General features: G+C 68.3%; 22 protein-coding genes. 11 read left to right on the top strand and 11 right to left on the bottom strand.

From position 1 onward, the window contains the following. Window positions 1-22: 22 nt before the first annotated feature. The 7 genes from BG90_RS04875 to BG90_RS04845 all read right to left on the bottom strand — a co-directional run bounded on the left by BG90_RS04875 (window position 23) and on the right by BG90_RS04845 (window position 9,047). Window positions 23-1,990 (bottom strand): alpha/beta hydrolase family protein, encoded by a 1,968-nt coding sequence (locus BG90_RS04875; RefSeq protein ID WP_025989657.1) that lies wholly within the window; start codon window positions 1,988-1,990, stop codon window positions 23-25. Further along, complete coding sequence (locus BG90_RS04870; protein WP_010113960.1) at window positions 1,987-4,506, bottom strand: glycoside hydrolase family 2 protein; 2,520 nt, start codon at window positions 4,504-4,506, stop codon at window positions 1,987-1,989. The genes BG90_RS04875 and BG90_RS04870 overlap by 4 nt, the downstream gene beginning before the upstream one ends. Beyond that, window positions 4,503-5,591, bottom strand: a complete 1,089-nt coding sequence (locus BG90_RS04865; RefSeq protein WP_010101684.1) for a DUF1839 family protein — start codon at window positions 5,589-5,591, stop codon at window positions 4,503-4,505. Before BG90_RS04865 ends, BG90_RS04870 begins: the two co-directional genes overlap by 4 nt. Then, window positions 5,588-6,562: an amino acid--[acyl-carrier-protein] ligase gene (locus tag BG90_RS04860; protein WP_010113963.1), complete on the bottom strand. Its 975-nt coding sequence runs from the start codon at window positions 6,560-6,562 to the stop codon at window positions 5,588-5,590. The genes BG90_RS04865 and BG90_RS04860 overlap by 4 nt, the downstream gene beginning before the upstream one ends. After that, window positions 6,559-7,782 (bottom strand): acyl-CoA dehydrogenase family protein, encoded by a 1,224-nt coding sequence (locus tag BG90_RS04855; RefSeq protein ID WP_010113964.1) that lies wholly within the window; start codon window positions 7,780-7,782, stop codon window positions 6,559-6,561. The genes BG90_RS04860 and BG90_RS04855 overlap by 4 nt, the downstream gene beginning before the upstream one ends. Continuing rightward, window positions 7,779-8,030 carry an acyl carrier protein gene (locus BG90_RS04850; protein WP_010101690.1) on the bottom strand — a complete coding sequence of 84 codons (252 nt, stop codon included), beginning with the start codon at window positions 8,028-8,030 and terminating at the stop codon, window positions 7,779-7,781. The genes BG90_RS04855 and BG90_RS04850 overlap by 4 nt, the downstream gene beginning before the upstream one ends. A gap of 222 nt (window positions 8,031-8,252) precedes the next feature. After that, window positions 8,253-9,047 carry a Crp/Fnr family transcriptional regulator gene (locus BG90_RS04845; RefSeq protein ID WP_010113966.1) on the bottom strand — a complete coding sequence of 265 codons (795 nt, stop codon included), beginning with the start codon at window positions 9,045-9,047 and terminating at the stop codon, window positions 8,253-8,255. Between the two features lie 927 nt (window positions 9,048-9,974). On the opposite strand from BG90_RS04845, the gene BG90_RS04840 reads away from it, so the two are divergent. From BG90_RS04840 to BG90_RS04825, 4 genes are all read left to right on the top strand, one after another. Then, a complete protein-coding gene (locus BG90_RS04840) occupies window positions 9,975-10,784 on the top strand; it encodes a Crp/Fnr family transcriptional regulator (RefSeq protein ID WP_010101692.1) in 810 nt (269 codons plus the stop codon). Window positions 10,785-10,816: 32 nt separating this feature from the next. Beyond that, window positions 10,817-12,199 carry an undecaprenyl-phosphate glucose phosphotransferase gene (locus BG90_RS04835; RefSeq protein ID WP_025989658.1) on the top strand — a complete coding sequence of 461 codons (1,383 nt, stop codon included), beginning with the start codon at window positions 10,817-10,819 and terminating at the stop codon, window positions 12,197-12,199. A 66-nt stretch (window positions 12,200-12,265) separates the two neighbouring features. After that, a complete protein-coding gene (locus BG90_RS04830) occupies window positions 12,266-13,555 on the top strand; it encodes a polysaccharide biosynthesis/export family protein (RefSeq protein WP_010113969.1) in 1,290 nt (429 codons plus the stop codon). Window positions 13,556-13,725: 170 nt separating this feature from the next. Next, window positions 13,726-14,970, top strand: coding sequence for a glycosyltransferase family 4 protein (locus BG90_RS04825; protein ID WP_010113970.1), 1,245 nt, complete (start codon window positions 13,726-13,728; stop codon window positions 14,968-14,970). A 6-nt stretch (window positions 14,971-14,976) separates the two neighbouring features. On the opposite strand, the gene BG90_RS04820 is transcribed toward BG90_RS04825, so the two are convergent. Continuing rightward, window positions 14,977-16,008 carry a hypothetical protein gene (locus BG90_RS04820; protein ID WP_010113972.1) on the bottom strand — a complete coding sequence of 344 codons (1,032 nt, stop codon included), beginning with the start codon at window positions 16,006-16,008 and terminating at the stop codon, window positions 14,977-14,979. A 563-nt stretch (window positions 16,009-16,571) separates the two neighbouring features. On the opposite strand from BG90_RS04820, the gene BG90_RS04815 reads away from it, so the two are divergent. After that, the gene (locus BG90_RS04815; RefSeq protein WP_010101697.1) at window positions 16,572-17,006 is read left to right on the top strand and encodes a CHRD domain-containing protein; all 435 of its coding nucleotides are present in this window, start codon (window positions 16,572-16,574) and stop codon (window positions 17,004-17,006) included. A gap of 92 nt (window positions 17,007-17,098) precedes the next feature. Further along, window positions 17,099-18,064, top strand: a complete 966-nt coding sequence (locus BG90_RS04810; RefSeq protein ID WP_010113976.1) for an alpha/beta hydrolase — start codon at window positions 17,099-17,101, stop codon at window positions 18,062-18,064. Here the strand turns inward: BG90_RS04810 and BG90_RS04805 are convergent. Continuing rightward, window positions 18,034-18,963 (bottom strand): EcsC family protein, encoded by a 930-nt coding sequence (locus BG90_RS04805; protein WP_010113978.1) that lies wholly within the window; start codon window positions 18,961-18,963, stop codon window positions 18,034-18,036. The genes BG90_RS04810 and BG90_RS04805 overlap by 31 nt on opposite strands. A 105-nt stretch (window positions 18,964-19,068) precedes the next feature. Between BG90_RS04805 and BG90_RS04800 the strand changes: the two genes are divergently transcribed. Both BG90_RS04800 and BG90_RS04795 read left to right on the top strand, forming a co-directional pair. Continuing rightward, complete coding sequence (locus BG90_RS04800; protein ID WP_010113980.1) at window positions 19,069-20,664, top strand: MDR family MFS transporter; 1,596 nt, start codon at window positions 19,069-19,071, stop codon at window positions 20,662-20,664. A 56-nt stretch (window positions 20,665-20,720) separates the two neighbouring features. Continuing rightward, entirely contained in the window at window positions 20,721-21,179 is a 459-nt protein-coding gene (locus tag BG90_RS04795) for a MarR family winged helix-turn-helix transcriptional regulator (RefSeq protein WP_010113982.1), read from the top strand. Window positions 21,180-21,227: 48 nt separating this feature from the next. Here the strand turns inward: BG90_RS04795 and BG90_RS04790 are convergent, their stop codons facing one another. Next, a complete protein-coding gene (locus tag BG90_RS04790) occupies window positions 21,228-21,809 on the bottom strand; it encodes a DJ-1/PfpI family protein (RefSeq protein ID WP_045568067.1) in 582 nt (193 codons plus the stop codon). Between the two features lie 447 nt (window positions 21,810-22,256). After that, window positions 22,257-23,537 (bottom strand): amino acid deaminase, encoded by a 1,281-nt coding sequence (locus BG90_RS04785; protein ID WP_010101706.1) that lies wholly within the window; start codon window positions 23,535-23,537, stop codon window positions 22,257-22,259. 132 nt (window positions 23,538-23,669) lie between these two features. Between BG90_RS04785 and BG90_RS04780 the strand changes: the two genes are divergently transcribed. From BG90_RS04780 to BG90_RS04770, 3 genes are all read left to right on the top strand, one after another. Beyond that, window positions 23,670-24,563, top strand: a complete 894-nt coding sequence (locus BG90_RS04780) for a MurR/RpiR family transcriptional regulator (protein WP_010101707.1) — start codon at window positions 23,670-23,672, stop codon at window positions 24,561-24,563. Window position 24,564: 1 nt separating this feature from the next. Then, a complete protein-coding gene (locus BG90_RS04775) occupies window positions 24,565-26,046 on the top strand; it encodes an N-acyl-D-amino-acid deacylase family protein (protein ID WP_010114001.1) in 1,482 nt (493 codons plus the stop codon). A gap of 126 nt (window positions 26,047-26,172) precedes the next feature. Continuing rightward, complete coding sequence (locus BG90_RS04770; protein WP_010101711.1) at window positions 26,173-26,559, top strand: RidA family protein; 387 nt, start codon at window positions 26,173-26,175, stop codon at window positions 26,557-26,559. Window positions 26,560-26,692 lie beyond the last annotated feature (133 nt).

Below are 26,692 nucleotides of genomic sequence, written 5' to 3'. Positions count from 1 at the left end.
GTTCGTGCGAGCATCGTCGCCGTCAGGACGACGCGGCCGCATCGGCGGCAGCCGAGTGCGGCGCGCCGTGCCGCCGGCCGGCCGGCCGGATCCGCGGCTGCGGTCCGCGCGTCTTGTCTTCCCAACCCGTCAACGTGTCGATGCAGAGCGCGATGACCATCTCGGCCGCCGACGTGCCGTACACCGAATGATCGAGCAGGCGGATCATCTCGACGCTCACGAGCGGCGAGCGCCTGAATGCGCGGCGCGGCGAGCCGAAGTAGCGGCTCAGCTCGTCGACGCCGGGATCGAATTCGCCGTAGACGAGCATCGTGTGGACATCGCGGTCCGTGAGCGCCTTGATCAGGCCGCGCGGCGTGTCGTGTTTCGGCGGCCGGCCGAACCGTTCGGCGAGGCGTCCTGCCGGCTCGCTCAGGCGCGCGGTCACGTGGCGGCGCAGCGCGCTCAGCACCGGGCGCAGGTCGCGGCCTTCGCGCAGCAGCCGGCGCCATTTGTCCCAGTCGCGCATCGACGCGAAATAGCCGCGCGCGGAGTTCGTCTGCTGCTTGCGCGCTTCGGCGATCGTGAGCCCGCGCGGCCAGATGAAGCGCGGCAGATTGACCGCGATCACGCCGACGGTCGCATGCGCATGCGCAGCCGCATGCAGCGCGGCGAACGCGCCCGAGCACACGCCGAATGCGACGACCGGCCGACGGCAGCGCGCGCCGAGCCAGTCGGCGGCCGCGGCGACGTCCGCGATCGCCGGATCGGAATACAGCACCACCGACTGATCGTCCGGCGCCCGCGCGCCGCTGTCGCCGATGCCTTCGATGTCGACCCGCAGCGATGCGATGCCGCGTTGCGCGAGCGTGCGCGCGAGCCGTACGCCGATGCGGCCGTCCGCGCTTCGCGGATTCGCCGCGGTGTTCGCGATCAGCAGGCACGGCGTGCCCGCGCGAGCAGGCGCGACGGGTTCGCACAGGGTGCCGACGAGCCGCTTCGCACCGATGTGGACGAGCGTTTCGGCGACGCCGTCGAACGCGAATGTGATCGGCGGCGGGGCTTTCGTCACCGCATGCGCCGCGCGCGTTGCATTTGAAGCGTTCGCTGCGTTGGCCGCGTTGGCCGCGGCGGCGGTCTCGGCGATGCGCGATGCGATCGCGATCGCCTCATCCGACGCCGGTGCGGCGGCCGTGAGATCGTCGCGGACGGCCGCAGCCGGTTCCGCCGCACGCTCGCCGCGCCCGATCCAGCGCGCGATCGATTCGAGCGCCGCGAGCGGCACGCGCGAGCGCGCGCCTTCCTGTAGCGCGTTCGGCCATTCCGGGAAAGACTCGACGTCCGTCGACACGCCGCGCGCGACGAGGGCGGCGCGCAGCGCGGGACCGTCGCCGTAGTCGGTATCGACGAGCAACGCGGCGCGCGGCGGCGCGATCGTCGCCGCGACCGCGTCGTTCAAGTCGACCTGCTTCAGATCGGCGACGAAATCGGCCGGGTAGCGATGGCCGAGGATGTTGAGCCACGGTTCTTCGTGATGCTGCTCGCGGATCGCGGGCGGCGTCGTGTCGAGCCAGCGCTTCTGCACGACCGACAGCTCGCGCAGATAGGCGCGGCCGCGCACGACGGGCGCGAGCGCGACGAACGCATCGACGGCGGGCGCATCGTCGCCCGCGAGCGCGAGCATCGCGAACGCGGCGCCTGCGCGCAGGCCGACGAGCGTGACGTCGTCGACGGGCGCGCTGTCGCGCAGCACGGCGAGCGCGCGCCGCACGCTCGCGACGCTCGCGGGCAGCCGCCCCGGCGCGAGATCGTCGCCCGCCGAATCGCCCGCGGACGGGTAATGAAAGCGCAGCACCCACATGCCGTCGTCGGCGAGACGCTCGGCGAGCGCGCGGACCACCTTGTGCGTCCACAGCGCCTCGTGTCCGAGCGCTTCGCAAATGACGGCGCCGCGTCGCGTGCGCCCCTCATGCAGCCATCCTAAGCAATCGTCGAATCGAATTGGTCTCAATTTTCTATCCTCGGGCGAACGGTCTTGTTGGAATTCAGTGCGCGCACCTCGATCGCGGGCGGCGCAGGGCGAGCTGCGGGCGCGTCGGGCGGATTGTCGTCGGAAGCGGGGGAATGAGGGTCGGCGGAGAGCTCGATTCGCGCGGCGGCACCCGGCGCGAGATGAAACCAGTCGAGGTCCGGCAGCAGGCCGGGCGCGACGACGTGCACGTAGCGCGCGAACGTGCGCGTCTGCACGTCGACGTGCCAGCGGCCGTCGCGATACGCGGCGCTCGCTTCGAGGCCGATGTCGCCGCGCTCGAACACGGTCGGCGCGGTACGTTCCGGGAAGTGGAAGGCCTGCGACAGCAGCGCGCCGTCGACCGCATACAGCGACGCGATCACGACGTCGTGCTCGCGCGGGCCGAAGCGATACGCGTACGTGAAGTCGAAGAATCGTCCGAGCAGATCGGCGGAGTTCATGCATACGCCGGCACGGGCGTCGATGCGCATCGCATGGTTCACGCGCACGAGCGGCGTCCTGCCGTCACGCAGCGCGACGAGCTCGATGCGAGCGTCGAGCGGCGCGGGCGTGTCGTTGAGCACGTGCACGTCGAGGCCGTTGAGCCCTTCGTCGGTCAGCAGGATCTGTCGCGGCTGGCACACGTGCCTGAACGCATGCCAGGCGGATTTCGGCCGGCCATGCGCGTCGACGAGGCCCCAGCCGGCGCCCGGCATCACGTCCTGGAATTGCCAGACGAGCGCGCCCGCGCACGACGAACCGACGCGCCGCCATTCGGACAGCGTCTCGGCGACGAGATCGGCGACGATCGCGCGCGACAGCGTCAGATAGCGTGCGGGATCGCTGCCGCGCAGACGCGCGGGCTCGACGCCATACAGCGTGCGCAGGTAATGGTCGCGCACGTCGTCGAAGTCCCACGGCGCGCCTGGATCGCGCGGCACTGCGCGTTTCCAGCTCGGCTCGTGCGCGGCGGGCGAGCCGATCGATGCGAGCGTCGCGTCGCACGGCACGTTCGCGAACGCGAGGCACTCGCTCGCAAAGCGCACGCCGGCGCGGCGCGCGTCCTCGGGAGGCCGCAGATACGCGCCGACGCCGTAGTAATGCGTGACGCCTCCGCGCGGCGCGAACGGCAATACGCCGCCGTGCGGCGAATCGGCCACGTAGATCGCATCGGGCCGATGCGCGGCGCAGAGCTCGGCGAGTAGCTGCCCGGTGAGGGGCGTGCGGCGCTCGTCGGGCGCGAGCCCGACCATCGCCGCTTGCTGCGCGATTTCACTGCCGCCGCACAGCACGGCGATCGACGGCCGCGCGGCATGCCGATCGAGAAACTGCTCGGCTTCGCGCTTCAGCGACTCGGCGAAGCGCGGGTCGGCCGACGGATAGTCGAAGTTCGCGAGCATGAAATCCTGCCAGACGAGCAGGCCCAGTTCGTCGCACAGCGCGTAGAACGCGTCGGCTTCGTAGATCATCGTGCCGCCGACGCGGATCATGTTGCAGCCGGCGTCGCGCGCGAGCGCGAGCGCGCGGCGGTATGCGGCGGGATCGGCCTGCAGGCCGACCGGGTCCGCGCTCGTCCAGCACGCGCCGCGCGCGAAGATCGGCGTGCCGTTGACCGACAGCGCGAAGCCCTGGCCATCGTCGCCGCGTTCGACGGCGAGCGTGCGAAAGCCGGTTTTCGCGAGCGGAATCGTCGCGCTGCCGATTTCGACGCCGACGTCGTACAGCGCGGGCTCGCCGTGCGTGTGCGGCCACCACGGCGTGACATTCGGAATCCTGAGCGTCGCGCGCGCGGTGCGCGGGCCGGTTATCTCGAGCGCCGCCGCGTGCGCGCCGCACATGAGTTGCGCGTGCGACGCGTTCGCGAGCGGCGCGGCGAATTCGAGTGTCGCGTCGAGGATGCCGTCGCGGCCGTCGAGCGTCGCGCGCAGCGTGTCGCGCAGGATCGTCGGCGCGCCGGCCGGATTCGCGATTTCGATGGCGCGCCACGGCCCGATCGGCTCGATCGCCGGAAACCAGCCGGGCATCCGGCCGAGGAGCGTCGCGCGCACGCCGCGCAGCGCGGGCGTGTCGACGAGGCGCGTGCGCCAGCGCGCACGGCCGCGCGGCGGGTGCGCGGCGAGATGCCGGTCGAGCGAGCGGAAGCAGACGGAGAAGCGGTTCGCGCCGCTGAGCGTCACGGCGACGTCGTGCGCGACGTACATGTTGTCCGAGCAGAGCAGCAGCGTATCGTCGAGCCAGATCTCGGCGATCGTCGCGAGGCCGTTCAGGCGGACGATGCGCGGACCCGCGCCGCGCAAGGTCGTCCGATACCAGTAGTCGCTGTCGCCGAGCGGATACGGATGCGCGGGATCGAAGCGCCGCGCGGCGGCGAGCGCCTGCGCGACGGTGCCGGGCACGGGAGCGGCGCACCAGCCGGCTTCGCAGAGTTCGCTCGGTCGAGCGATCGCGCCAGCGGGCGTCGCGATCAACGTCCATTCGGCGGCGCTGCGCGCCACGCGATCCGGCGCGGATTTCATCTGACTGCGGAGACGGGCCTCGGCGGCACGTACCGCGTGCCGAACGGCGGATTCGACTCGGCCTTGCCGGGCGGCGCGATTCGCGCGACGCCGTCGACGAGCGACGCATACGCGCGCTCGAGAATGTCGAGACTGCTTTCGCCGCGCTCCTCCTTGCCGCGCGCGCTCGCGCGCGCGAGACGGAATTCGAGCACCATCGATTCCGACGCGATCGTGTCGCACGCGGCGACGAGCGCGTCGAACGGCCCGCTGCAGCCGCTCGCCTCGAGCCAGCGCAGATAGCGGCCGAACAGCTCGAAGTTCGCGCCGAGCTGCCGCAGCGTGTTGAACGAATACGCGTGGAAGTACGAGATCGGCTGCGACGCGATCGTCTTCGCGTCGCGCGCGAGCTGCTGGCGGAACGCCGCGATCGGATTCGACGTCGGCCGCCGCTTCAGATGGCGCGTCAGAAGCGCGAGCGACGCTTCGCACAGCTCGCGTTCCTCTAGCGGCTTGAACCGGCGCTTCGCGCATTCGACGTACGGCACGAGCTGCGACGGCGCGTGCTTGCCGAACAGGCCGTCGTAGTCGATGCCTTCCGCGAGGTAGTAGCCGCTGTTGTGGAAGTAGCCGACGCGGCGCCGCTCGCGGTCGATCGCGTCGATGCCGATCGTCGTCTTCGTGTGCTCGGTCTGATAGCTGTTGCCGCGCGTATCCGGCAGATACCACGCGTCGACTTCGACGAGCATCAGATGGCCGCGCGCGACCTGGTTCTCGACGTGCACGTCGACCGGCTCGAAGATCGCATGCTCCTGCACGACGATTCCGTACAGCGTCTCGAGATCCTCGAACGGAAACTTGAAGAACGAGAACTGGTCGCCCTCGAAGTCGAGCGTGATCGTAAACGGCAGCGCCGCATACGGATTGAGCCCCCACCAGCCGAGCACCTCGATCCACAGATCGACGTAGCAGTTGGTCTGCTTCCAGACCATCTGCGGCCCGTGCAGCGCATGCGGCCGGTAGTGCCGCACGCGATGCCGGATGTCGGTGAAGATTTCTTCGAGCGACGCGCCGTTCGCCGGCGCGTCGAGCAGGATGCTGCTCATCGATGTCCCCACAGAACGTCGCGTACCGCCTGCGGCCATGCGTCGAGATCGAGGCCGTGATGCCTGAAGAGGCCGAGCGTCAGGCGCTCGAGGCCGAAGCCGACGCAGCCCGTGTGCGCGACCTCGGCGTCGGCCGTCTTGATGCCCCACAGCAGGCCGAAGTGGTCCATGTGGTAGTTGAAGCTCAGGCACGCGGTCAGGCGTCCGTCGTATTCGATCGGAATCAGGAGTTCGAACTTCAGGTTCTGGTCGCGCTGGCTGCTCGCGACGATCTTGCCGCCGCGGCCGAAGAACGGATCGTTCGCGAGGTCGATGCTGTTCGGCAGCCGCAGCGCTTCGATCATCCGCGTGCCGCGCTCGATCCAGTCCTGGCGGAACGCGAGAATCTGTTCGGGCGTGCCGATGCGGATGTATTCGCGCATCCGGAACAATTGCATGCGCGTCGGATCGAGCGACGGTTCGTGACGGAAGCAGTACGAGAACGCGTCGACGATCCGGCCGCCGGCGGGCAGCGCGCCGCGCTGCGCGATGACGGGATAGACCGGATAGCACGCGGCGGGCGTCATCACGACGTAGGTCGGCTTCTGGCTTTCGGTCCAGTCTTCGCCGCGATCGAGGCATTGCAGCACGCGCTGATGATCGTGCTCGCCGCCGCAGAAGCTGTGCACGGTGCCCGCGAGCTGCGGGAAGCTCTTCAGATATTCGCTGCGCTCGAACTCGGGGCGGCTCATCGCGGGCGGAAAGCGCAGCACTTCCGCGTGCTGGTCGGCGCCGAGGCGCGTGACGTAGGCGTCGAGCGCGTCGACGACGCGCTCGAACTTCTCGCTGCGGCCGAAGAGGCCCTGGATGCCCGTCGAGATCAGCAGCCCCGCTTCGACGAACTCGTCGCGCAGCGCGTTCACGCCGTCGCGATCGATGGGCGCCTGAGCCGTCTCGGCCGCGCGCGCGGAAGGATTGGTCATGTCGTTCAAATCTCTCTCTCCAGCGTTGACGGACGCAACGCGAGCAGCAGGTTGGCCGTGTTGGCTTCGATGCGGTCGTTGCTGATCATGAGCGGCGCCGAATGCAGGTCGCGGATGTGGCGGCCGAGCGTGTACGGCGTGCCGTTCTTGTACGACGCCATCCCGCAGATCATCGTCGCGTGCTTGACCACGTCGAGCGCGGTCGTCGACACGTAGGTCTTCAGCGTGTTGATCTCGGCCGCCTGCGCCATCGACGCGGACCACGAGCGGGCGGCGCTGTGCTCATGCAGGCGCAGCGCGCCGTCGATGCGCGCCTGCATCGCCTGCAGCAGCGCGAGCGCGTCGGCGATCCGGCGGCCGGACGGCGGCAGCGCGCCGCCTTGCTTCTGCATCTGCGCGCGGAAGAACTGGTGCGCGCGCAGGAATGCGTCGTTCGCGATGCCGGTCCACACGGCCGCCCACAGGATGTGCGACGTCGGCACCATGGTTCGCTCGGCGACTTGCGCGAACGGCACGGGGAAGATCTGCTCGCAGTGGCCGCGCGCGTCGAGCGCGAAGCCGTCGCTGCAGGTGCCGCGCATGCCGAACGTGTCCCAGCCGCTGCGCCGCGTGAGCGTCGCGTTTTCCTTCAGCAGCGTGACGAGCACTTGCTCGGCGGCGGGCGCGTCGCGATCGCGCCGCGCGGTCACGAGGATCGCATCCGCCTGCGCGCCGTACGAGATCGTCGGCGCGAGCTTCGCGAGCGTGAACGTGCCGCCTTCGGCTTCGATCGCGCAGCGGCTGTTGCGCAGATTGCCGCCGACTTCTTCTTCGGATGTCGCGGACGCGAGCAGCCATTCGCGCTCGGCGAGCTGTTCGACGAAGCGGCGATGCCAGTCGCTCGACAGCGCGTGATCGACGATGCTCGCGACTTGCGTCTGATGCATCGCGTAGATCATCGCGGCCGACGAGCAGGCCTGGCCGATGATCCGGCACGCGCCGGCGACGGCCGCAAGCGATGCGCCGCGGCCGCCCAGTTCGACCGGTACGAGCGCGCCGAGCAGGCGCTCTTCGCGCATTGCGTCGATCGCTTCGGTCGGAAAGCGCGCGTCGCGATCGACTGCGTCGGCGAAGCGCGCGGCGACTTGCGCGACGCGGCGCGCGGCTTCGTTCAACGCGTGATCGTCGGCGAGCAGGGATGCGACGGCAGCGACGCGTGCGTTGCCGGTTTCGGCGTCGAAGCGCTTCATGCGGATTGCGCGGCACGCTGCAGATGCGTGACGGCGCCGGCAAGCGAATCGATGCTCTGGAACAGCTGGCGGTTCAGCATTTCGTCCGGAATCTCGATGTTGAAGCGCTTCTCGATGGCGAGCATCAGCTGAATCGTGTTCAGCGAAGACAGGCCCGCTTCGTAAAGGTCGTCGCTGTCCGCGATATGGTCGATCGACGCTTCGAGATGTGCGACGTCCTTGATGATTGTTCTCAATTCGTTTTTCATCTGGCGGCTCCGGCTTGGATGAGGGTCCCCGTATCTGCGGGCAAGACATATGACGCCCGCGTGGCGTATGCCGGGTAGTAGACCATCGGGCATGCGGCGGTTCTGTTCGGCACCTAACCGACGGTGTCGGGCGTCGCGCCGAAGACGGGAGGCGTGCGCCGCGCGTGCGGCGCCGGTGTCGTGCGAAGCGCGCGCCGCCGCGAGCGAGCGGCGCGGAGCGGGCTAGCTGCGCAATTCGGTGAGCGCGCCGGACGCGCTCGTCGGCGCGGACAAGATCTTCTTCATCTCTTCGCGAATGATCTTGTCGCATCCGCACGATTGCGCTTCGAGCCCAGGGAGATCGACGAGGATGATCGAGCTGCGGTACTGGCGGATCAGCCCCGTCTTCTGGATGTCGCCGGCCGCGTCGGTGACGGTCTCGCGGCGCACGCCGAGCATCTGCGCGAGCATGCTGTGCGTGACCTGGATTTCGACGCTTCGCGAGCGGTCGTACGCGAGCAGGAACCAGCGGCACAGCTGGTTCTTCAGCACGTGATGCCGGCTGCAGAACGAGATCTGCTTCGCCTGCGCCATCAGCAGGTGCGTGCAGCGAAACACCGCCTGGCGCATCTGCATCGATTCCTCGAGCAGATTCGACAGCACGCGCGCGTTGAGCCGATACGAGAAGCCGTCGCGGCACGTGATCACGCGGCACGGAATCGCGCCGTCGCTGCCGACGAGCTGCGGGCTCACGATCCCTTCGTTGCCGATCTCCGCGATCTCGAGCGTCATGCCGTCGGACGATGCGTACTGGATCGAGATGACGGTCGTGACGGGCAGATAGACGTGTTCGAGCGGCATGCCCGGTTCGCACAGCACCTGGCCGGACTTCACGTGCACGAGCTGCAGGTGGCTCGCGAGCGTCGCGCGCTCGGCGACGCCGAGCGATGCGAGGAAGCGGTTGGCGTCGGTGCGGTGCGGCAGCTCGATGATGCCGCCGGCCCTCGTCGCCGGCTCTTTGAATTCGCGGTAGGTCACGGCTTGTCCTTTCCGGATCGGGGATCCGGAGCAACGGCGCAGAGCCTGGCCAGGCTCTGCGCGCAATCGAGCCTGCCTGGCTAGACAGGTACGATTTTTATTTGTTAATTCAGCTTGACGTTGAAAATGCAATTACAGATTATCACGTCGGATTTTTTGACGTTTGCATCCGATGCGCGTTTCACAAATTTTGACATTTAGGAATTTTCCTAAATCTATTTCGGATGAACTTAATTACTTCGGGAAAGGATAATTTGTTTTGCCATTTTTAATGGAACCGGTACCTGTATTTTGGGTATTTATTTCCGATTTCGGCGGGCGTTCAGAAATTTTTACCTTTTTACGACGGCTGGGTTCGGCGAGCTTTTTGTAATTTCGCTAAATTGTTTGCAATCAATGGCTTGCGTGAGTTGTGTGGGCTGGGTGACAGATTGTATCCGTCTCTCGCTGACTCACATCTGAGACAGTTTCCCGAGAACCGCTGCGAACTCTCGTTTTATCGAGATGAAATGTTCATATCATTCCATTCGTGCCTGTAAATGTTCGCAAACCGTTGTGATGAAAGGGCTAAGCGCTAAGCGGCAAAGGTTGCGTAAAGATTACGAAATTGTTAGATGAGACACCTGCTGTCGCCCGATCTGTATCAAAGTGTCCGCGAATGAGACGCTTTCGGTTGGCGGAAAATATTCGGATAGGAATTGTCTGGCCAATGCCTTTATATATTAAGGAACTGTACCAATTGGCACGTTAATCGCTTAAGGGTTTTCATCCCCCGCCAAGAGGGTGATGCGTCAGTTTGTATGAGGACGACCAGAAGGGCCGCCGACACGATTCCGAGGAACATACGATTCTTGCTGTGACCGTGTCTTGCGAAAAACGGAATCCTGCGCCGCGACTCGAGCGGCGCTGACAAACCGGGACACGAACATGCTTCATCAGACCAATGGTTTTCATGCCAACGCCCTGCTGGGCTCGCTCGCCGACGACAGTCTCCGCGCGCTCGCGCCGCATCTCGAGCTCGTGAAGATCAAGAGCGCGCAACTGCTCTGCGAAACCGACGAGCCGATGCGTCATCTGTATTTCCCAACCACCGCGATGATGTCGGTGCTGTATCTGATGGAGGACGGCGCGATGGTCGAAGTCGCCGCGGTCGGCAGGGAAGGCGTCGTCGGCGTGTCGACGCTTGCTGATTACGGCTGCGGCTGGGCGTCGGGCCGCGTCGAGGTGCGCAGCGGCGGCTTCGCCTATCGCGTGCCGACCCAAGTGTTCCGGCGCGAATTCGACCGCTCGCTCGACACCTATCAATTGATGCTGCGCTATTGGCAGGCTGCGATGACGCAAATCGCGCGCAGCGCGCTCTGCAACCGTCATCACTCCGTCAGCGAGCAACTGAGCCGCTGGCTGCTGCTCGCGCACGATCGCGTCGAAGGCGACGAACTCGCGGTCACGCAACAGACGATCGCGAACATGCTCGGCGTGCGTCGCGAAGGCATTACCGAAGCGGCGGGCAAGCTGCAGGAGGCGGGGCTCATCCGCCAGCGCCGCGGACACATCACGGTGCTCGACCGGCACGGCCTCGAAGCGCACGCGTGCGAGTGCTATGGCGTGATTCGCGGCGAATTCAACCGCCTCATCCTCGAGGCGACGCGCGAAGCGCGCACACCGCAGCCGATTCCGGCGGAAGGCCGGCCGCTACGCGTCGCCGGCTATCGCGGCGCCGTGCGTTCGGCCGCTTGAGACGACAGAACAGGGAAAGTGGAGATTCGGCAATGTTGGGACTCTTGAACAAGCTGCTCGACGTGGTGCTCGTGGCGGCAGGGGCGCTGCTCGCGCAGGTGCTGTACGACGGCGGCACGTTCGACGTGTCGGATGCACAGCGCACGGCCGTCGCGCTGCTGTGCGCGCTGACGCTGATCGTCTTCCCGGCAATCGGCGTCTACGACGGCGCGCGCGAGCAGATGTCGTATCGCACGCTGTCGCGCGTGCTGCTCGGCTGGCTCGGCGTCGCCGCGATCGCCGCGGCGTTCACGCTGGTGCTGAGTCGCGACGCCGACGTGTCGCTCGCCTGGCTCGGCCGGACGATGCTGATGTCGGGTGCGGTGCTGCTGCTCGGCAAGGCGTCGATCCACGGCATGCTGACCGGTTTGCGCCGGCCGGGCGCGAAGCCGCGCGCGGTCGCGATCGTCGGCTCCGAGGTCTATGGGCGTGCGGTGCTCGAGCAACTGCGCGCGTCGTCGTCGCACGGCTATGAGGCGGTTTGCGTGTTCGACGACAGCGTGCGCGTCGCCGATGCGGGGCGCCATGTCGGCGGCGTGCCAGTCGTCGCCGATCTGCGCGAGCTGAAGCGCCGCGTGCGCGCGGGCGCGATCGACGAGGTCTGGCTCGCGCTGCCGCTGTCGCACGAGCGGCAGATTCAGCGGATCGTGCGCGAGTTTCGTCACGATTTCGTGAACCTGCGCTTCCTGCCCGACGTGCGCGGCATCACGTTCTTCAACCGGTCGATCACGCAGGTGGTCGGCATGCCCGCGATCAATCTCGCGACGAGCCCGCTGTCGATTCCGCAGCTCTGGCCGAAGTTCATGTTCGATCGCCTGTTCGCGCTCGCGGTGCTGATTCCGCTGTCGCCGATTCTCGCCTCGCTCGCGCTCGCGGTGAAGCTGTCGTCGCCGGGCCCCGTGCTGTTCCGGCAGAAGCGCAAGGGCGTCGACGGCCGCGAGTTCGAGATCCTGAAGTTCCGCACGATGCGCGTGCATGCCGAGGAGGGAGGCGTCGTGCGCCAGGCCTCGCGCAACGATTCGCGGATCACGAAGGTCGGCGCGTTCCTGCGCCGCACGTCGCTCGATGAGCTGCCGCAGTTCTTCAACGTGCTGTTCGGCCAGATGTCGGTCGTCGGTCCGCGTCCGCACGCGCTCGAGCACGACGACATCTACAAGGAGCTCGTCGACGGCTACATGTACCGCTATCGCGTGCGTCCCGGCATCACCGGCTGGGCGCAGGTGAACGGTTATCGAGGCGAGACGCGCAAGGTCGAGAAGATGGCCGCGCGCGTGAAGTTCGACCTCTTCTACATGCAGAACTGGACCTTCTGGTTCGACATCAAGATCATCCTGATCACGCTCGTCAAGGGATTCGTCGGCCGCAACGCGTTCTGAGCGCGCACCGTTCGAACGACACCGAGATCGTCTTCGACGACCACGCTACCAAGGAGAAACGACAAGATGTTGAAGCCCCTAGCATGGGCGAGCGCCGCGGCGCTCGCCTTGTCGGGCTGTGCGCTGGCCCCGGGACCGGCGCTCGATTCGAGCCGCATGAACGACAACCTGAGCGCACCGACGGATTCGACGGTGTACGACGTCAAGCTGATCACGCCGCAGCTCGTCTATACGCTCAAGCAGGCCGACGAGGCCGACACGCGCGCGAAGGAAGCAGGCATCGCGCAGAGCCTGCCCGCCGCGCCGGCCGACTATCGCGTCGGCCCGGACGACGTGCTCGGCATCGTGGTCTGGGACCACCCCGAGCTCACGCGCGGCGGCGGGAACGGCACCGGCGCGGACACGTCGCCGCTCGCCGACATCGGCACGCTGCAGGCGTCGGGCGGTCTCGGCGGCGTACTGCCGCAGCAGGTCAGCGCATTCGGCACGAACGGGCAGGGCGAGGTCGACTCGCCGGGCCAGCGCGTCGCCGCCAACGGCACGATCTTCTTTCCGACGCTCGGCCGCGTGCGCGTCGAAGGGATGAGCCCCGTGCAGATCTCCGCGCTGCTCGCGCGGCGTCTGAACAAGCAAATCAGGAATCCTCAGATCGACGTGCGCGTGACGCAGTACCGCAGCCAGCGCGTGCAGGTGACGGGCGACGTGAAGAACCCGGGGCAACTGTCGCTGACGGGTTCGCATCTGCGCGTCGTCGACGCGATCAACCGCGCGGGCGGCGGCAATCCCGACGCGGATCTGCAGCGCGTGCTCGTCACGCGCGGCGATCGGGTGATGACGATCGACGTGAACCGCATCCTGAATCGCGGCGACCTGCGGCAGAACGTCGTGCTGCAAGCGGACGACATCGTCCACGTGCCCGACCGCACGCAGAACCGTGTGTTCGTGATGGGCGAGGTGCCGAAGCCTCAGACGGTGTACATGAACCAGGGGCAGCTGTCGCTCGCGGACGCGTTGAGCGCGGCGGGCAGCATCGATCCGACAGGGGCGAATCCGCGGCAGGTGATCGTGATTCGTCATCCGAACCCGCCTCTCGCTCAGGCGCCCGGCGTGCAGAGCGGGCTGCAGGAAGGCTTGAAGAAGGTCAACTACGCGCCCGAGCACAACAAGCCCGACGTGTTCCGTCTCGACATGACGCAGGTGGACGCGCTGATGCTCGCGACCGAGTTCGACATGAAGCCGCTCGACGTCGTGTATGTCGGCACCGCGCCTGCCGCACGCTTCAACCGGATGCTCGCGCAGATCCTGCCGACCGCCGAATCGTTCTATCTGATCTGGTCGGTGAGCCGCGGGCGCTGACGCACGCGAATGCGGCGCACGGCCGGATTCACGTGCCGTGCGCCGCGTTGTGCGACGGAACGCACAGACCGCGCGCGACGGAATGACGACACTTGAACGTGTATAGCGCGCATCCGCGAACGTCGCGAATGCGTTCGTCAACCGGGTGTCGTCACGCCGTTGCTGCCGCCATGAACCTGTCTTCCTCCTTATCCGAGCCTTCGCCGCACGCGCTGCGCGATCGTCAGGACTTCGATGCAACGTCGGCGAGCGCGTCGCAGGCGGCGGGCGCGGTGCACGACGCGCCGCATCACGCCGTGTTCGCCGGCGAGCGCGCGAGCGCCGCGGCTTTGCCGACGCCTGTCGCGATCAACGGCAAGTTCACGTCGCAGCGCCTGACAGGGGTGCAGCGCGTCGCTCACGAATTCACGTCGGCGCTCGCGCGTCTGTTGCCGGGCGAGCGGAATCCGACGCTCGTCGTGCCGCGCGATCACGCGAGCGACGCGCTGCCGCCCGCGGTCGCGCGACGCGTCGTGCCGCGCTTGCGCGGCGCGCTGTGGGAGCAGCTCGCGCTGCCGTTCGCGACGCGCGGGCAGACGCTCGTCAGCCTCTGCAACGTCGGACCGCTCTTCAAGCGCAACCAGGTGGTGATGATTCACGATGTCGCCGTGTTCGACTTTCCGCAAGGCTATTCGCTCGCGTTCCGGCTCTGGTATCGCTTCGCGTTCTGGATGCTGAAGCGCAACGCGCGGCATATCCTGACGGTGTCGCGCTTCTCGAAGGAGCGGATCGTCGCGCGCCTCGGCGTCGCGCCGACCGACGTGTCGACGATCGTGTCCGGCGTCGATCACTTCGGTCGGATCGACAGCGATCCGTCGGTGCTCGAGCGGCTCGGCCTCGCATACGACGGCTTCGTGCTGATCGTCGGCTCGATCGCGCCCGGCAAGAACCTCGCGCGCACGCTCGACGCGATCGCGAGGCTCGAGCGCGCGCGTCCCGAGCTCAAGTTCGTGATCGCGGGCGGCAGCAACGTCAAGATCTTCGGCACGTCGACGCTCGGCGACAACGCAAGCGCGCGCAACGTGACGTGGGCGGGCTACGTGAGCGACGGCGAGCTGAAGGCGCTCTACGAGAACGCCGGCTGCTTCGTGTTTCCTTCGCTATACGAAGGATTCGGTCTGCCGCCGCTCGAGGCGATGTATTGCGGGTGCCCGGTGATCGTGTCGCGCGAGGCGTCGCTGCCCGAGGCGTGCGGCGACGCTGCGCTGTATTGCGACGCGCACGACGCGACCGACATTGCAGCCACGATCGCGCAGCTGATGGGCGATGCCGAGCTGCGGCGCGAGATGCGCGGGAAGGGACGGCGGCATGCGTCGCGATTCCGCTGGGACGTTGCCGCGAAGCAATTGATCGGCGTGCTGCGCGCGCTGGATTGACGGAACTCAGAACCGGTAGCCGAGCCCGGCCTGAATCACGTCGGTATCGCGATCGTAACGCGTGACGACGCGATTCCACGTGATGCGCGCGAGCCAGCGATCGTCGAACCGGTAGCTCGCGGATATCGACACGATGCCCGACACGCGGCCGTCGCCTTCGCCGGGGCGGCCGCGAATGTCGCGCTCGTTGAGCGTCAGATACGCGCCCGCGCCGGCCGACAGCGCGACCTTGTCGTCGAGGAACGCGCGCGTGAGCCAGAACTGCGATGCGATTCCGTTGCGGCGGATCGACTGCTTCGAGCCTTCGTACAGATAGGTCGCCGTCCAGTCGACGTATTTCGCGACGCCGCGCCGGTATTCGAGGCTGCCGCCGAGCGCGCTCGGCGAGCGCCGGCTGTTGAGGATCGTCTCGCCCAGCATCGCGGTGACTTCGTTCGCGGTCACGCGGCCCCTGCGGCTCGCCGCATAGTCGCGCGGGCCGGGCGTATCCGGCGCGTCGAGCTGATAGCCGATGCCGAACATCAGCGAGGTCGTGTTCGGCCCGCTGAACACCTGGGTCCGGTTCACCTGCAGTTGCGCGAGCCAGCGATGCGACGTGTAATACGCGGCGCGCACGCTCATCAGCACGCCCCAGCCGTGCGAGTTCGAATAGCCGCGGCCTTCGGTGGCCGCGGTCGTGTCGAAGTAGCGGTACGGGCCCGCGCCTGCCGAGATCACGAGGCGGTTGTCGCGCAGCGGCAGCCGGCCCCAGAGCTGGACCGCCTGGCCGTCGCGATGATGATTCGGAATGTGTCCCTCGTTGTACCAGGTGAAGCCCGCGGCCGCGTAGCGGCCGAGCCCTTCCTGATAATCGAACGCCCACGCGTAGCTATGACCGCCGCCGCCCGTGAGCAGGCCGCCGAACAATGCGAATTCCTGCGCATGCGCGGATGTCGCGGCGAGCGCGGACAGGCAGAGGGCGCTTCGCAACACGAGCCGGGGGAACCGAGCGACGCGAAGCGGCGGCGACAAGTGGTAAATCGGCACGATCTTGCACATTGTTTCATTCGAGACGAGCCGATTGTCGCGTAAATTGCGAAACAGCGCCGTGTCACGGGCGGAACGATGCTGATTTCGCTCATGGCGGCGCGTGCGCGAGCGGGTCGTTCGGAGGCAAAGCGGCGATGTCGCGCATGCCGTGCGGGCCGGGCGAAGTCGGCGCGAACGCGGTCCGCCGCCGCGCAGCCGCTGATCCGGTGTGGGGGCGCGCGTTGCCGGACGCGCAAAAAAAGCGGCCCGAAGGCCGCGTCAAAACTCGCAGATATTCCTTCGGACGGAAGGAAACAAGCAACTGTGTGCAGGCAGTGTAGCGAAACCCCGCATGCGGATTCAGAGGGTTTCGTGCAAATCTCTGTTCTCGGCGGCTGCTTGCCGCGCGCCGCCATCCGTGCGACGGCCGCCGAACGCGGCGCCGCGCGCCGACGAGCGAGACGGGTCGAGACGGGTCGAGACGGGCCGCCACTTTGCGTCGAGCGCCCCGCGCTCAAGATCGACTACCATCGGATGTCGGGCGGGCAGCGAGCTCGTCCGCGCAATACGGTCGGCGACCGCAAGGAGGGATCATGTTGACATTGCGCAAGATCGGAATCGGCGTGCTTGCGTGCGCACTCGCGGCGGGTGTCGCACATGCGGAGGCGGTGAAGCTCGTCGCGAACCTGCAGCCGTCGAGCGAAGTGCCGCCGACGACGAGCAAGGGCTCGGGCTCGCTCGACGCGACCTACGATACCGCGACTCGCACGCTGCGCTGGAACATCACGTACCGCGATCTGACGGGACCCGCGACCGCCGCGCACTTCCACGGCCCGGCGTCAGTCGGCCAGAACGCGGGCGTGCAGGTGCCGATTCCGAAGGATGCGCTCGCGAGTCCGATTGCGGGCGAGAAGGCGTTGACCGACGAGCAGGTCGGCGACCTGATGGCGGGCAGGTGGTATTTCAATGTGCATACGAAAGCCCATCCGGGCGGCGAGATTCGCGGCCAGGTCCGGCCGGCGAGCTGAGCCGGTCGATCCGGATTTAGAGGGGGCAATCGACGGGCGCGCGCCGAATCGCACGTAGTATCGTCACGTTTTTCCGGTTCGGAGTGCGTCCGATGAGTTGGCAAAGCAAGGTTGCGTGCTGGCTGCTGCGCCGGCAGTTTCGTCCCGAGACGCTGCGTCCCGTGATCGATCCGGCGCGTGCGCGGCGTCTGGCGAATCTGCGGATGCGCGTGCCGCGCCGTCCGCCCACGGGCTGGCGGCTGCGCGAGCGCTACGGCCCGGGCGACGCGCCGCTGCGCGGCGAATGGCTCGAGCGCGCGGACGCCGCGCCCGGCCGCACGCCGCAAAGCCGGATGCTGCTGTATTTCCACGGCGGCGGCTATTATTTTTGCTCGCCGCGGACGCACCGTCCGCTCGTGTTCGCGCTGACGAAGCACGCGGGCGTGCGCTCGTTCTCGCTCGACTACCGGCTCGCGCCCGAGCATCCGTTCCCGGCCGCGGTCGACGACGCGCTCGCGGCGTACCGGCAACTTGTTGCGGCCGGCACGCCGGCCGAGTCGATCGTGTTCGGCGGCGATTCGGCGGGCGGCGGCCTCGCGCTCGCGACGCTCGTCGCGCTGCGCGACGCGGGCGATCCGCTGCCCGCGGGCGCCGTGCTGTTTTCGCCGTGGACCGATCTCGCTGCGACGGGCGACACGCTGCGCGCGCACGACGGCCTCGATCCGATGTTCGCGGGCGCGGCGCTCGGCCGCGCGGCGCGCCTCTATCTCGGCGACACGCCGGGCACGCATCCGTACGCATCGCCGCTGTACGCGGATTTCAAGGGACTGCCGCCGCTCTTCATCCAGGCGGGCAGCACCGAGGTGCTGCTCGACGATTCGCGGCGCGTCGCCGACAAGGCGCGCGCGGCCGGCGTGCACGTGGAGCTCGAGATATGGCCGGAGATGCCGCACGTATGGCAGATCTACGTGCCGTTCGTGCCGGAATCGGCGCGGGCGCTCGAGCGCGCGGCCGCGTTCGTGCGGCGCACCGCGGTCGAGCGCGCGACTCAGCGCACGGCCGACGCGTCGATCGCCTGATACGCGGCTTTCACGGCCGCCTGGCCGTACTTGCGCTCGAGCCGGCGCACCGCGAAGTGGCCGTGCGCGGCCTGCTGGAAGTGGTCGATGAACAGCGTGTTGACGGTCGCGCCGAGCACCGCGCCGATCGCCGGAATCGACTTCGCGGCGATCTGCTCGGTCACCTGCACCGAGAAGCGCGACGCGATCGTCTGCACGAGGCGGAAGAGGGCGGCCGAGCCGTGCGTCGCGAAACCTTTCGACGCGATTTCCGACGACGCCTTCGACACCGCCTGCGCGAGCGCGCCGCGCAGCACGAAATAGCCGATGTCGGCGTCTTCCTCTTCCTTGCCGCGATCGTCGCGCCCGTTGCGCTTGCCGTCTTTGCCGCCCTTGTCGCCGTTCTTCTTGCCCGCGCCCGGCAGAGGGCCGAAGCCGCCGCCCATCCCGAGCACCGCGAGACACTGCAATTGCGCCTCGACGGTCGACAGATCCTCGCCCTCGCTGCGCGCGATGTCGCAGATCGAGCGAAACATCAGCGTCGTCGTGACGGGCAGCTCGACGGGCAGCGCGAACAGGCCGAACGCGCCGCCCGCCGCGCCCGTCGTTGCGACGGCGAGTTTGTGCAGCAGGTTGCTCGGCTTGTTCGGCGTCTCGCCGTCGCTCGCGACGCCGCCCGACTTGCCGAGCGTGCGCAGCGCGAGGTGCAGGCATTTGCGCAGCGCGAGCTGCGTCGCGTCGTTGATCTTGTCGGTCGCGAAGCCGGGCAGCTTGCCGATCATCTTCTCGACGGGCGCGCCGACGATGCTCGTCAGCTTGATCGTCAGCGACGGGCTCTCGAGCGCGAGCTTCGCGCGCCGCAGCGTGTCGAGATCCTCGGCCGACAGCGTCGGTCCGGCAACGATTGTGAGCGGTTCCATCTGACTCCTTCGCGGCGCGCGCATCGCATGGGGCGCCGGCTAGATTACCCGATGCGTGATAGAATTTTCGATTCGTTGACGCATCAAAAGTTGCACGAACAAAAGATGGCTGTCCATACCGCCGCCCACCATTCGAGCGGGCAAGTCCTGCCGTTTCGCGAGTCGCTGCTCGCGATGCTCGGCATTTCCTTCGTCACGATGCTCGTCGCGCTCGACCAGACCGTCGTCGGCACCGCGCTGCCGACGATCGTAGCCGAGCTGCGCGGCTTCGACCTGTACGCGTGGGTCGCGACATCGTACCTGCTCGCGTCGGTGATCACCGTGCCGATCTTCGGCCGGCTCGGCGATTATTACGGGCGCAAGCCGTTCGTGATCGCGTCGCTCGTCGTGTTCACGGGCGCGTCGGTGCTGTGCGGGATGGCGCAGGACATGCTGTCGCTCGTGCTCGCGCGCGGGCTGCAGGGCATCGGCGGCGGGATGCTCGTCGGCACCGCGTTCGCGTGCATTCCGGACCTTTTTCCCGATTCGGTCGTGCGGCTGCGCTGGCAGGTGCTGATGAGCTCGGCGTTCGGCATCGCGAACGCGGTCGGGCCGTCGCTCGGCGGCGTGCTGACGCAGAACTACGGCTGGCGCTCGGTGTTCTACGTGAATCTGCCGGTCGGCCTGCTGTCGCTCCTGTTCGTCTGGCGCTATCTGCCTCACCTGCGGCACGTCGAGCACAGCAGCAAGATGCGGCTCGACTGGCCGGGCGCGCTCCTCATCGCCGTGACGCTCGGCGCGATGCAGCTCTTCGTCGAGTGGCTGCCGAAATACGGGATCGGCGGCTGGCCGACGCTCCTCCTCGTCGTCGCGCTCGCAGGCGGCGTCGCGCTGTGGCGCTGGGAGAAGCGCTGCGCGCAGCCGATTCTGCCGTTCGACATGTTCGCGAACCGCGCGCTGTCGACGCTCTTCATTCTCGCGATCCTCGCCGGCTTCGCGATGTTCTCGCTCCTCTTCTACGCGCCGCTGCTGTTCCAGGGCGGCTTTGGGATGTCGCCGCAGCAGGCGGGCGTCGTCATCACGCCGCTCGTCGTGTTCATCACGATCGGCAGCATCATGAACGGCCGCGTGATCACGCGGATCCGCAACCCGAATGCGATGCTGTACGTCGGCTTCCTGCTGTTCGCGATCGCGTGCGCGGGCATCGTCGCGTCGACGCACGCGACGCCCGGCTGGGCGCTGATGATGCTGATGGTCGCGGGCGGCGTCGGCCTCGGCTTCGTGCTGCCGAACCTGACCGTGTTCGCGCAGCAGACGGCGGGCCGCGAGCATCTCGGGATCGCGACCGCGCTCTTGCAGTCGCTGCGGATGGTGGGCGGGATGGTCGGCACCGCGCTGACGGGCACGCTCGTCAACCAGCTATACGCGAGCGGCGTGCGCGATGCGCTCGCGGCCGACGGCGCGCTGCGCTGGCAAGCGAGCCTCGCCGATCCGCAGGTCCTGATCGACCGCGCCGCGCAGGCGCGCCTGGTGGACGAACTCGCGCGCGCCGGGCATCATGGCGCCCATTTGTTCGAAGCGGCGCGCGATTCCCTCGTCGGCGCGATCCACATCGGCATCGCGGTTGGCGCGGCCGTCGCGCTCGTCGCGGTGTGGCAGAGCCGCCGCGTGCCGCCCGTCGAGCTGCGCCGCGCGCTCGAGCCGACCGTCGTCGCCGAGTGAGCGGGCGTTTCCTCACGTCATCCAAGTCAGTTTGTTACCGGAGCCGAAGCCAGCGCATGGAAGAACAGGACCGCATCGCGATCTTGCAGCAGTTCGGACGCACGTACCGTGCGTTTATGGCCGCGTTCGAGGCGCACGTCGGGCAGCCGCTGCCGCGCTGGCGCATCATGGTCGCGCTCGAGCAGCACGGCGGCGCATCGTCGCAGAAGCGGCTCGTCGAGCTGCTGCGCGTCGATCCGGGCGCGCTCACGCGCCAGTTGAAGACGCTCGAGACGCTCGGCTGGATCGACCGCGAAGCCGATTCGCGCGACAACCGCGTGACGAACGTGAAGCTGACGCCGGCCGGACGCGCGGCGTTCGAAGAATGCCTGCCGCGCCGCAACGCATTCCTGCACGACACGATGGCGTCGCTGCCGGACGACGCGCTCAATGCGCTGTCCGGCGCGTTGACGATGCTGGAGGCGCGCGTCGCCGAAGTGGGCGGCGCGGCGCAGGCGAAGGCCGCGCCGCGCTGAGCGCGGGGCACGCGCGTGTTGCGCGTCGCGTGCCCCGCGCGCGACGGTTCAGAGCTCGATGCGCGTGCCGAGCAGCGCGAGGAATTGCGACAGCCACGCCGGATGCGCGGGCCATGCGGGCGCCGTGACGAACGGCGCGTCGGTGACGGCGGCGTCGACCGGGATGTCCACGTATTCGCCGCCCGCGAGCCGCACTTCCGGCGCGCACGCCGGGTACGCGGAGATCCGCTTGCCGCGGATCACGTCGGCCGCCGCGAGCAATTGCGCGGCATGACAGATCGCCGCGATCGGCTTCTTCGCTTCGGCGAACGCGCGCACGAGCGCGATCACTTTCGGGTCGAGACGCAGATACTCGGGCGCGCGGCCGCCCGCGATCGCGAGCGCGTCGTAGCCCGTCGCGTCGACGTCGTCGAACGTCGCGTTCAGCGTGAACTGGTGACCGGGCTTCTCGGTGTAGGTCTGGTCGCCTTCGAAATCGTGAATCGCCGTCTTCACCTTGTCGCCCGCGCGCTTGCCGGGGCATACGGCGTCGACGTGGTGGCCGATCGCGAGCAGCGCCTGGAACGGCACCATCGTCTCGTAGTCTTCGGCGAAGTCGCCGGTCAGGAACAGAATCTTCTTTGCTGCCATGGCGTTCTCCTGTTGAGCAACAGCGGATGATCCAGGACGAACGGGCAGTGTACCCCGGCCCGCCGCGGCGCAGATGACGCGCGCGTGAAGCGGACGTGAGGGGGCGGGGCGCGCTCGGGCGTGCGGCCGCTGCGTGGGCGCGTGCGGCGGGGCTGGAAGCGGAGGCACGATTGGCGGCCCGATGCGGTGGCCGTTCACGGCGGCGGGGCCGCGCGGAGACGTCGGTCGGCGGCGAGGCGAGGGCGAACGGAGCCGGACGGCGCGACGCGGGTGCTCGAAGCGCGCGCGCCGATGCGCCGCGCGAGCTTGCCGCGAAGGCGAGAGGCCGCGGCGAAGCGCGGAAGCGCCGATGCGCCGCAGCGCACGCCGCGACATCGCCGCGACGCCACGCCGCCTCGCAAGGGCGACGGCCGCCGCCCTTGCGTCCGCCCGGGATTCTCGCCGGCGTCAGAAGTACGTTTCGATCACTTCGGTCACGCGGTACTGCGGATCGACGACGAGCAACTGCCGCCACTTGTCGAACGTGAGGCACGGGTGCGAGATGTCGAACGACACCATGTCGCCGACCTTCAGGTCCGCGCCCGCCGGGATCTTCAGGTACGCGTGCTGATCCATCAGCCCGGTCACTTCCCAGCCTTCGCTCGGTGCGATGTCGCGCGGCAGCCCGCCCGCGCTCGGGCGGAAGTGGCGCGCCGGCTCGGGCAGGCCCGCGTCGAACGCCGAGTCGCGCTTACCGAGCGCGACGATCGCGCGCTCCGGCTCCGGAATCGACTGCACGTAAGCCCAAAGCTGCAGCGCGGGCAACAGGCCCTCGCCCATCTTCTGCGCGATCGGGTTGCGCGCGAAGATGTCGGTCTGCGCCTTCTTGTAGATGCCGACGTCGTGCGTCAGATAGCAGCCGGGGCGCAGCACGACGTCGATCACGCCGGCGTTGGACGCCTGCGCGAACTCGTCGGCGACGACGTCATACCACGCGGAGCCCGCGCCCGACAGCAGCGCCGGCGCGCGCGCGAAGCGGCCGGCCGCCGCGAGCGCGTGCACGAGCGCCACCGCGCGCCGCAGGAACGCGCGGATCTCGCCTTCCTCCTTCAGCACGCCTTCGTACAGCTCGATGCCCGCGAGCTTCAGCACGCCCGCGTGGCGCTCGATCGCGGCGAGCACCGCGTCGCGCTGCGCGTCGTCGCGCACGCCGGCGCGGCCGCCCGGCACGCCGAGCTCGAGCAGCACGTTGAGCGGCTTCTTCGCCGCGCCGAAGAAGCGGCCGAGCTGCTCGACGCCGTCGACCGAATCGACGAGGCAGAAGAACTCGAAATCGGGGTCGGTCAGCAGCTCGGCGATCATCGCCATGTTGTGCCTGCCGACGAGCTGGTTCGCGAGCAGCACGCGCCGCACGCCGCCGTGATACGCGGCGCGCACCTGATGCGCGGTCGCGAGCGTGATGCCCCACGCGCCCGTTTCGAGCTGGCGGCGGAACAGCTGCGGCGCCATCGTCGTCTTGCCGTGCGGCGCGAGCTTCACGCCGTATTCGGCGACGAACGCCTGCATCCACTTCAGGTTGTGCTCGATCCGGTCCGCGTACAGCACGGCGGCGGGCAGACTCACGTCCTCGGCGAGCAGATTCCATTCGAGGCGGGCCGCGTCCGACAGCGGCACGCTCGCGCTCGGCACGTTGCCGAGACCCTTGCCGAACGGATCGATCGTCGCTTCCTGATAGTTTGTAACTTTCATCTCATCTCGCTCCATCGTCCATATATATCGATGCGAAGTTGACTTCGCGATAGTACAGAAAGTAGCATCTCTACGGTAATGTTATTTATTAACAAACCGGTTCACACCGGCCTTCCCCGCTAACCGTCGTCGATGACTCCGTCCACCGAGCAGCCCGCCTTCGACATCGTCGCCCGGATCGCCGAGTGCGCGCCCGAGCTGCGCGGCGCCGAACGCAAGGTCGCCGCGCTGATCCTGGGCGATCTGACCCGCGCCGCGCACGCGAGCATCGGCGCGCTCGCCGCGCAGGCGGACGTGAGCGTCGCGACCGTCACGCGTTTCGCGAAGGCGGTCGGCTGCCGCGACGTGCGCGAGCTGAAGCTGCGGCTCGCGCAGGCGGCGGCCGTCGGCCTGCGCTTTCTGACCCCGGCCGCAGCCGATGCGCAGCGCGACGAGACGCCCGTCGCGCGCGTGTACGAGGATGTGCAGGTCGCGCTCGAGCACAACCACCGGCTGCTGCGCCAGACGTCGTTCGACGAGCCGGCCGCCGCGCTCGCGGCCGCGAGCATGATCTACGTGTACGGGCAGGGCGGCGGCTCGACCGCGCTCGCCGACGAGCTGCGCTTTCGGCTCGTGCGCTTCGGCCGGCCGGTCGCGACGTATCAGGACGCACTGCTGCAGCGGATGGTCGCGACCACGGCGACGCCCGGCTGCGTCGTCGTCGCATTGTCGGTGACGGGGCGCGTCCCCGAGCAGCTCGAAAGCTGCTCGCTCGCGAAGCGCTATGGCGCGACGCTCATCGCGATCACCGCGCCCGCGTCGCCGCTCGCGCAGCTCGCCGATCACCTGATTCCCGTCGTCGCTTTCGAAACCGATTTCATCTTCAAGCCGTCGACGTCGCGCTATGCGATGCTGATGGCGCTCGACGTGCTCGTCACCGAAGTCGCGCTGCGGCTCGGCGACGACTGCCGCGAGCTGCTGCGCCGGATGAAGCACGCGCTCGACATGCACCGCGGCGGCGGCGACCGCCAACCGTTAGGAGACTGACATGCACTCGCATCCCGAAGCCGCCGATACGCTGATCGTCGGCGCCCAGCTGTATGACGGCACGGGCGAGCCGAGCGTCGAGCGCGACGTCGCGATCCGCGGCGACCGGATCGTCGCGATCGGCAACCTGACGAACTGGCTCGCGGAGCGGGTGATCGAGGCGAACGGCCGCGCGCTCGCGCCCGGCTTCGTCGACGTGCACACGCATGACGACACGCACGTGATCGACGCGCCGCAGATGCTGCCGAAGATCTCGCAGGGCGTGACGACGGTGATCGTCGGCAACTGCGGGATCAGCGCGTCGCCCGTCGCGCTGAAAGGCGATCCGCCCGATCCGATGAACCTGCTCGGCGCGCGCGCGGCGTTCCGCTATCCGACGTTCGCCGCGTACGTCGACGCGGTCGGCGCGGCGAAGCCGGCCGTCAACGTCGCGGCGCTCGTCGGCCACACCGCGCTGCGCAACAATCAGATGGACCGGCTCGACCGTGCGGCGAGCGACGCCGAAATCGCCGCGATGCGCGCGCAGCTCGAGGAGGCGCTCGCGCACGGCGCGCTCGGCCTGAGCTCGGGGCTCGCGTACGGCTCGGCGTTCGCCGCGCCGACCGAAGAAGTGATGGCGCTCGCCGAGCCGCTCGCGAACGCGGGCGCTGTCTACACGACGCACATGCGCACCGAGTTCGACGCGATCCTCGACGCGATGGACGAGGCATACCGCGTCGGCCGGCACGCGCGCGTGCCCGTCGTGATCTCGCATCTGAAGTGCGCGGGGCCGTCGAACTGGGGGCGCGGCGCCGAAGTGCTCGCGTCGCTCGAAGGCGCGCGGCGGATCCAGCCCGTCGGCTGCGACTGCTATCCGTACAGCCGCAGCTCGTCGACGCTCGACGTCAAGCAGGCGACGGGCGACATCGACATCACGATCACGTGGTCCGATCCGCATCCGGAGATGGCGGGCAAGCTGTTGAAGACGATCGCGGCCGAATGGGGTATCCCGGAGCGGGACGCGGCGCGCCGCCTGCAACCGGCGGGCGCCGTCTATCACAACATGTCGGAGGACGACGTGCGCCGGATCCTGTCGCATCCGGCGACGATGGTCGGCTCCGACGGTCTGCCGAACGATCCGCTGCCGCATCCGCGCCTCTGGGGCGCGTTCCCGCGCGTGCTCGGCTACTACGCGCGCGACGAGCAGCTGATTTCGCTCGAGGAGGCGGTGCGCAAGATGACGTCGCTGTCCGCGCGGCGCTTCGGGCTCGCGCAGCGCGGCGAGGTGCGGGTCGGCTATCACGCGGATCTCGTGCTGTTCGACGCCGAGCGCGTGCGCGACGCCGCGACGTTCGAGCAGCCGCAGCAGCCCGCGCACGGGATCGAAGCCGTGTGGGTGAACGGCGTGCTGTCGTATTGCGACGGCGAGCCGACGGGCGAGCGCGCGGGCCGCTTCGTCGCGCGCGGCGAGCGTGTCGCGGCGACGGCGGACGGCGCGTTCTGAACATGCTCGATTGACGGATTTCGGCGCGCGCGGTCCGTTCGACGCGCGCGCCGGCGACCGATCGTCGCGCGTCGCCCGCATCGCGCAGGCGGCGCGTGTTGGCAAACGAAACAAAGGAGTGAATCGATGAAGCGATATGGCGTGGGCGAAGCGAAGGGCACGGGCGGTCAGGTGATGCCGTTCGCGCGTGCGGTCGAGGCGGATGGGTGGCTCTACGTGTCCGGCCAGACGCCGATGGTGAACGGCGAGGTCGTCGAAGGCGGGATCGTCACGCAGTCGAAGCAGGCGATCGAGAACGTGATCGCGATCCTGAAGGAAGCGGGCTACGGCCTCGAGCACGTCGTGCGCTGCGGCGTGTGGCTCGACGACGCGCGCGACTTCGCGTCGTTCAACAAAGTCTTCATCTCGTACTTCGGCGCGCATCCGCCCGCGCGCGCGTGCGTGCAGTCGAGCATGGTGATCGACTGCAAGGTCGAAGTCGACTGCATCGCGTACAAGGCGCCCGCGAAGTGACGCGGCGCGCGGTGAGCGGCGCGCGCGGCCGGTAAACGGAAAACGGGGTCCCGAGCGGGACCCCGTTTTTTCTTGCGCGAACGAACCGGCGAGCGGTCCGCCCGCGTCCGCCGTCAGGGCGCGGCGGCGGCGC

The organism is Burkholderia oklahomensis C6786 (assembly GCF_000959365.1).
GTDB classification, from domain to species: domain Bacteria; phylum Pseudomonadota; class Gammaproteobacteria; order Burkholderiales; family Burkholderiaceae; genus Burkholderia; species Burkholderia oklahomensis.
Note: the sequence above shows the minus strand (reverse complement) of the source record. Positions and strands in the feature narration are given on the sequence as shown.

What these genes read in the sequence shown, in the direction of transcription:
- BG90_RS04870 (WP_010113960.1), bottom strand. Translation starts at nt 4,506, where the DNA reads ATGAAATCCGCGCCGGATCGCGTGGCGCGCAGCGCCGCCGAATGGACG.
- BG90_RS04865 (WP_010101684.1), bottom strand. Translation starts at nt 5,591, where the DNA reads ATGAGCAGCATCCTGCTCGACGCGCCGGCGAACGGCGCGTCGCTCGAA.
- BG90_RS04855 (WP_010113964.1), bottom strand. Translation starts at nt 7,782, where the DNA reads ATGAAGCGCTTCGACGCCGAAACCGGCAACGCACGCGTCGCTGCCGTC.
- BG90_RS04850 (WP_010101690.1), bottom strand. Translation starts at nt 8,030, where the DNA reads ATGAAAAACGAATTGAGAACAATCATCAAGGACGTCGCACATCTCGAA.
- BG90_RS04840 (WP_010101692.1), top strand. Translation starts at nt 9,975, where the DNA reads ATGCTTCATCAGACCAATGGTTTTCATGCCAACGCCCTGCTGGGCTCG.
- BG90_RS04835 (WP_025989658.1), top strand. Translation starts at nt 10,817, where the DNA reads ATGTTGGGACTCTTGAACAAGCTGCTCGACGTGGTGCTCGTGGCGGCA.
- BG90_RS04830 (WP_010113969.1), top strand. Translation starts at nt 12,266, where the DNA reads ATGTTGAAGCCCCTAGCATGGGCGAGCGCCGCGGCGCTCGCCTTGTCG.
- BG90_RS04825 (WP_010113970.1), top strand. Translation starts at nt 13,726, where the DNA reads ATGAACCTGTCTTCCTCCTTATCCGAGCCTTCGCCGCACGCGCTGCGC.
- BG90_RS04820 (WP_010113972.1), bottom strand. Translation starts at nt 16,008, where the DNA reads ATGTGCAAGATCGTGCCGATTTACCACTTGTCGCCGCCGCTTCGCGTC.
- BG90_RS04815 (WP_010101697.1), top strand. Translation starts at nt 16,572, where the DNA reads ATGTTGACATTGCGCAAGATCGGAATCGGCGTGCTTGCGTGCGCACTC.
- BG90_RS04810 (WP_010113976.1), top strand. Translation starts at nt 17,099, where the DNA reads ATGAGTTGGCAAAGCAAGGTTGCGTGCTGGCTGCTGCGCCGGCAGTTT.
- BG90_RS04805 (WP_010113978.1), bottom strand. Translation starts at nt 18,963, where the DNA reads ATGGAACCGCTCACAATCGTTGCCGGACCGACGCTGTCGGCCGAGGAT.
- BG90_RS04800 (WP_010113980.1), top strand. Translation starts at nt 19,069, where the DNA reads ATGGCTGTCCATACCGCCGCCCACCATTCGAGCGGGCAAGTCCTGCCG.
- BG90_RS04795 (WP_010113982.1), top strand. Translation starts at nt 20,721, where the DNA reads ATGGAAGAACAGGACCGCATCGCGATCTTGCAGCAGTTCGGACGCACG.
- BG90_RS04790 (WP_045568067.1), bottom strand. Translation starts at nt 21,809, where the DNA reads ATGGCAGCAAAGAAGATTCTGTTCCTGACCGGCGACTTCGCCGAAGAC.
- BG90_RS04785 (WP_010101706.1), bottom strand. Translation starts at nt 23,537, where the DNA reads ATGAAAGTTACAAACTATCAGGAAGCGACGATCGATCCGTTCGGCAAG.
- BG90_RS04780 (WP_010101707.1), top strand. Translation starts at nt 23,670, where the DNA reads ATGACTCCGTCCACCGAGCAGCCCGCCTTCGACATCGTCGCCCGGATC.
- BG90_RS04775 (WP_010114001.1), top strand. Translation starts at nt 24,565, where the DNA reads ATGCACTCGCATCCCGAAGCCGCCGATACGCTGATCGTCGGCGCCCAG.
- BG90_RS04770 (WP_010101711.1), top strand. Translation starts at nt 26,173, where the DNA reads ATGAAGCGATATGGCGTGGGCGAAGCGAAGGGCACGGGCGGTCAGGTG.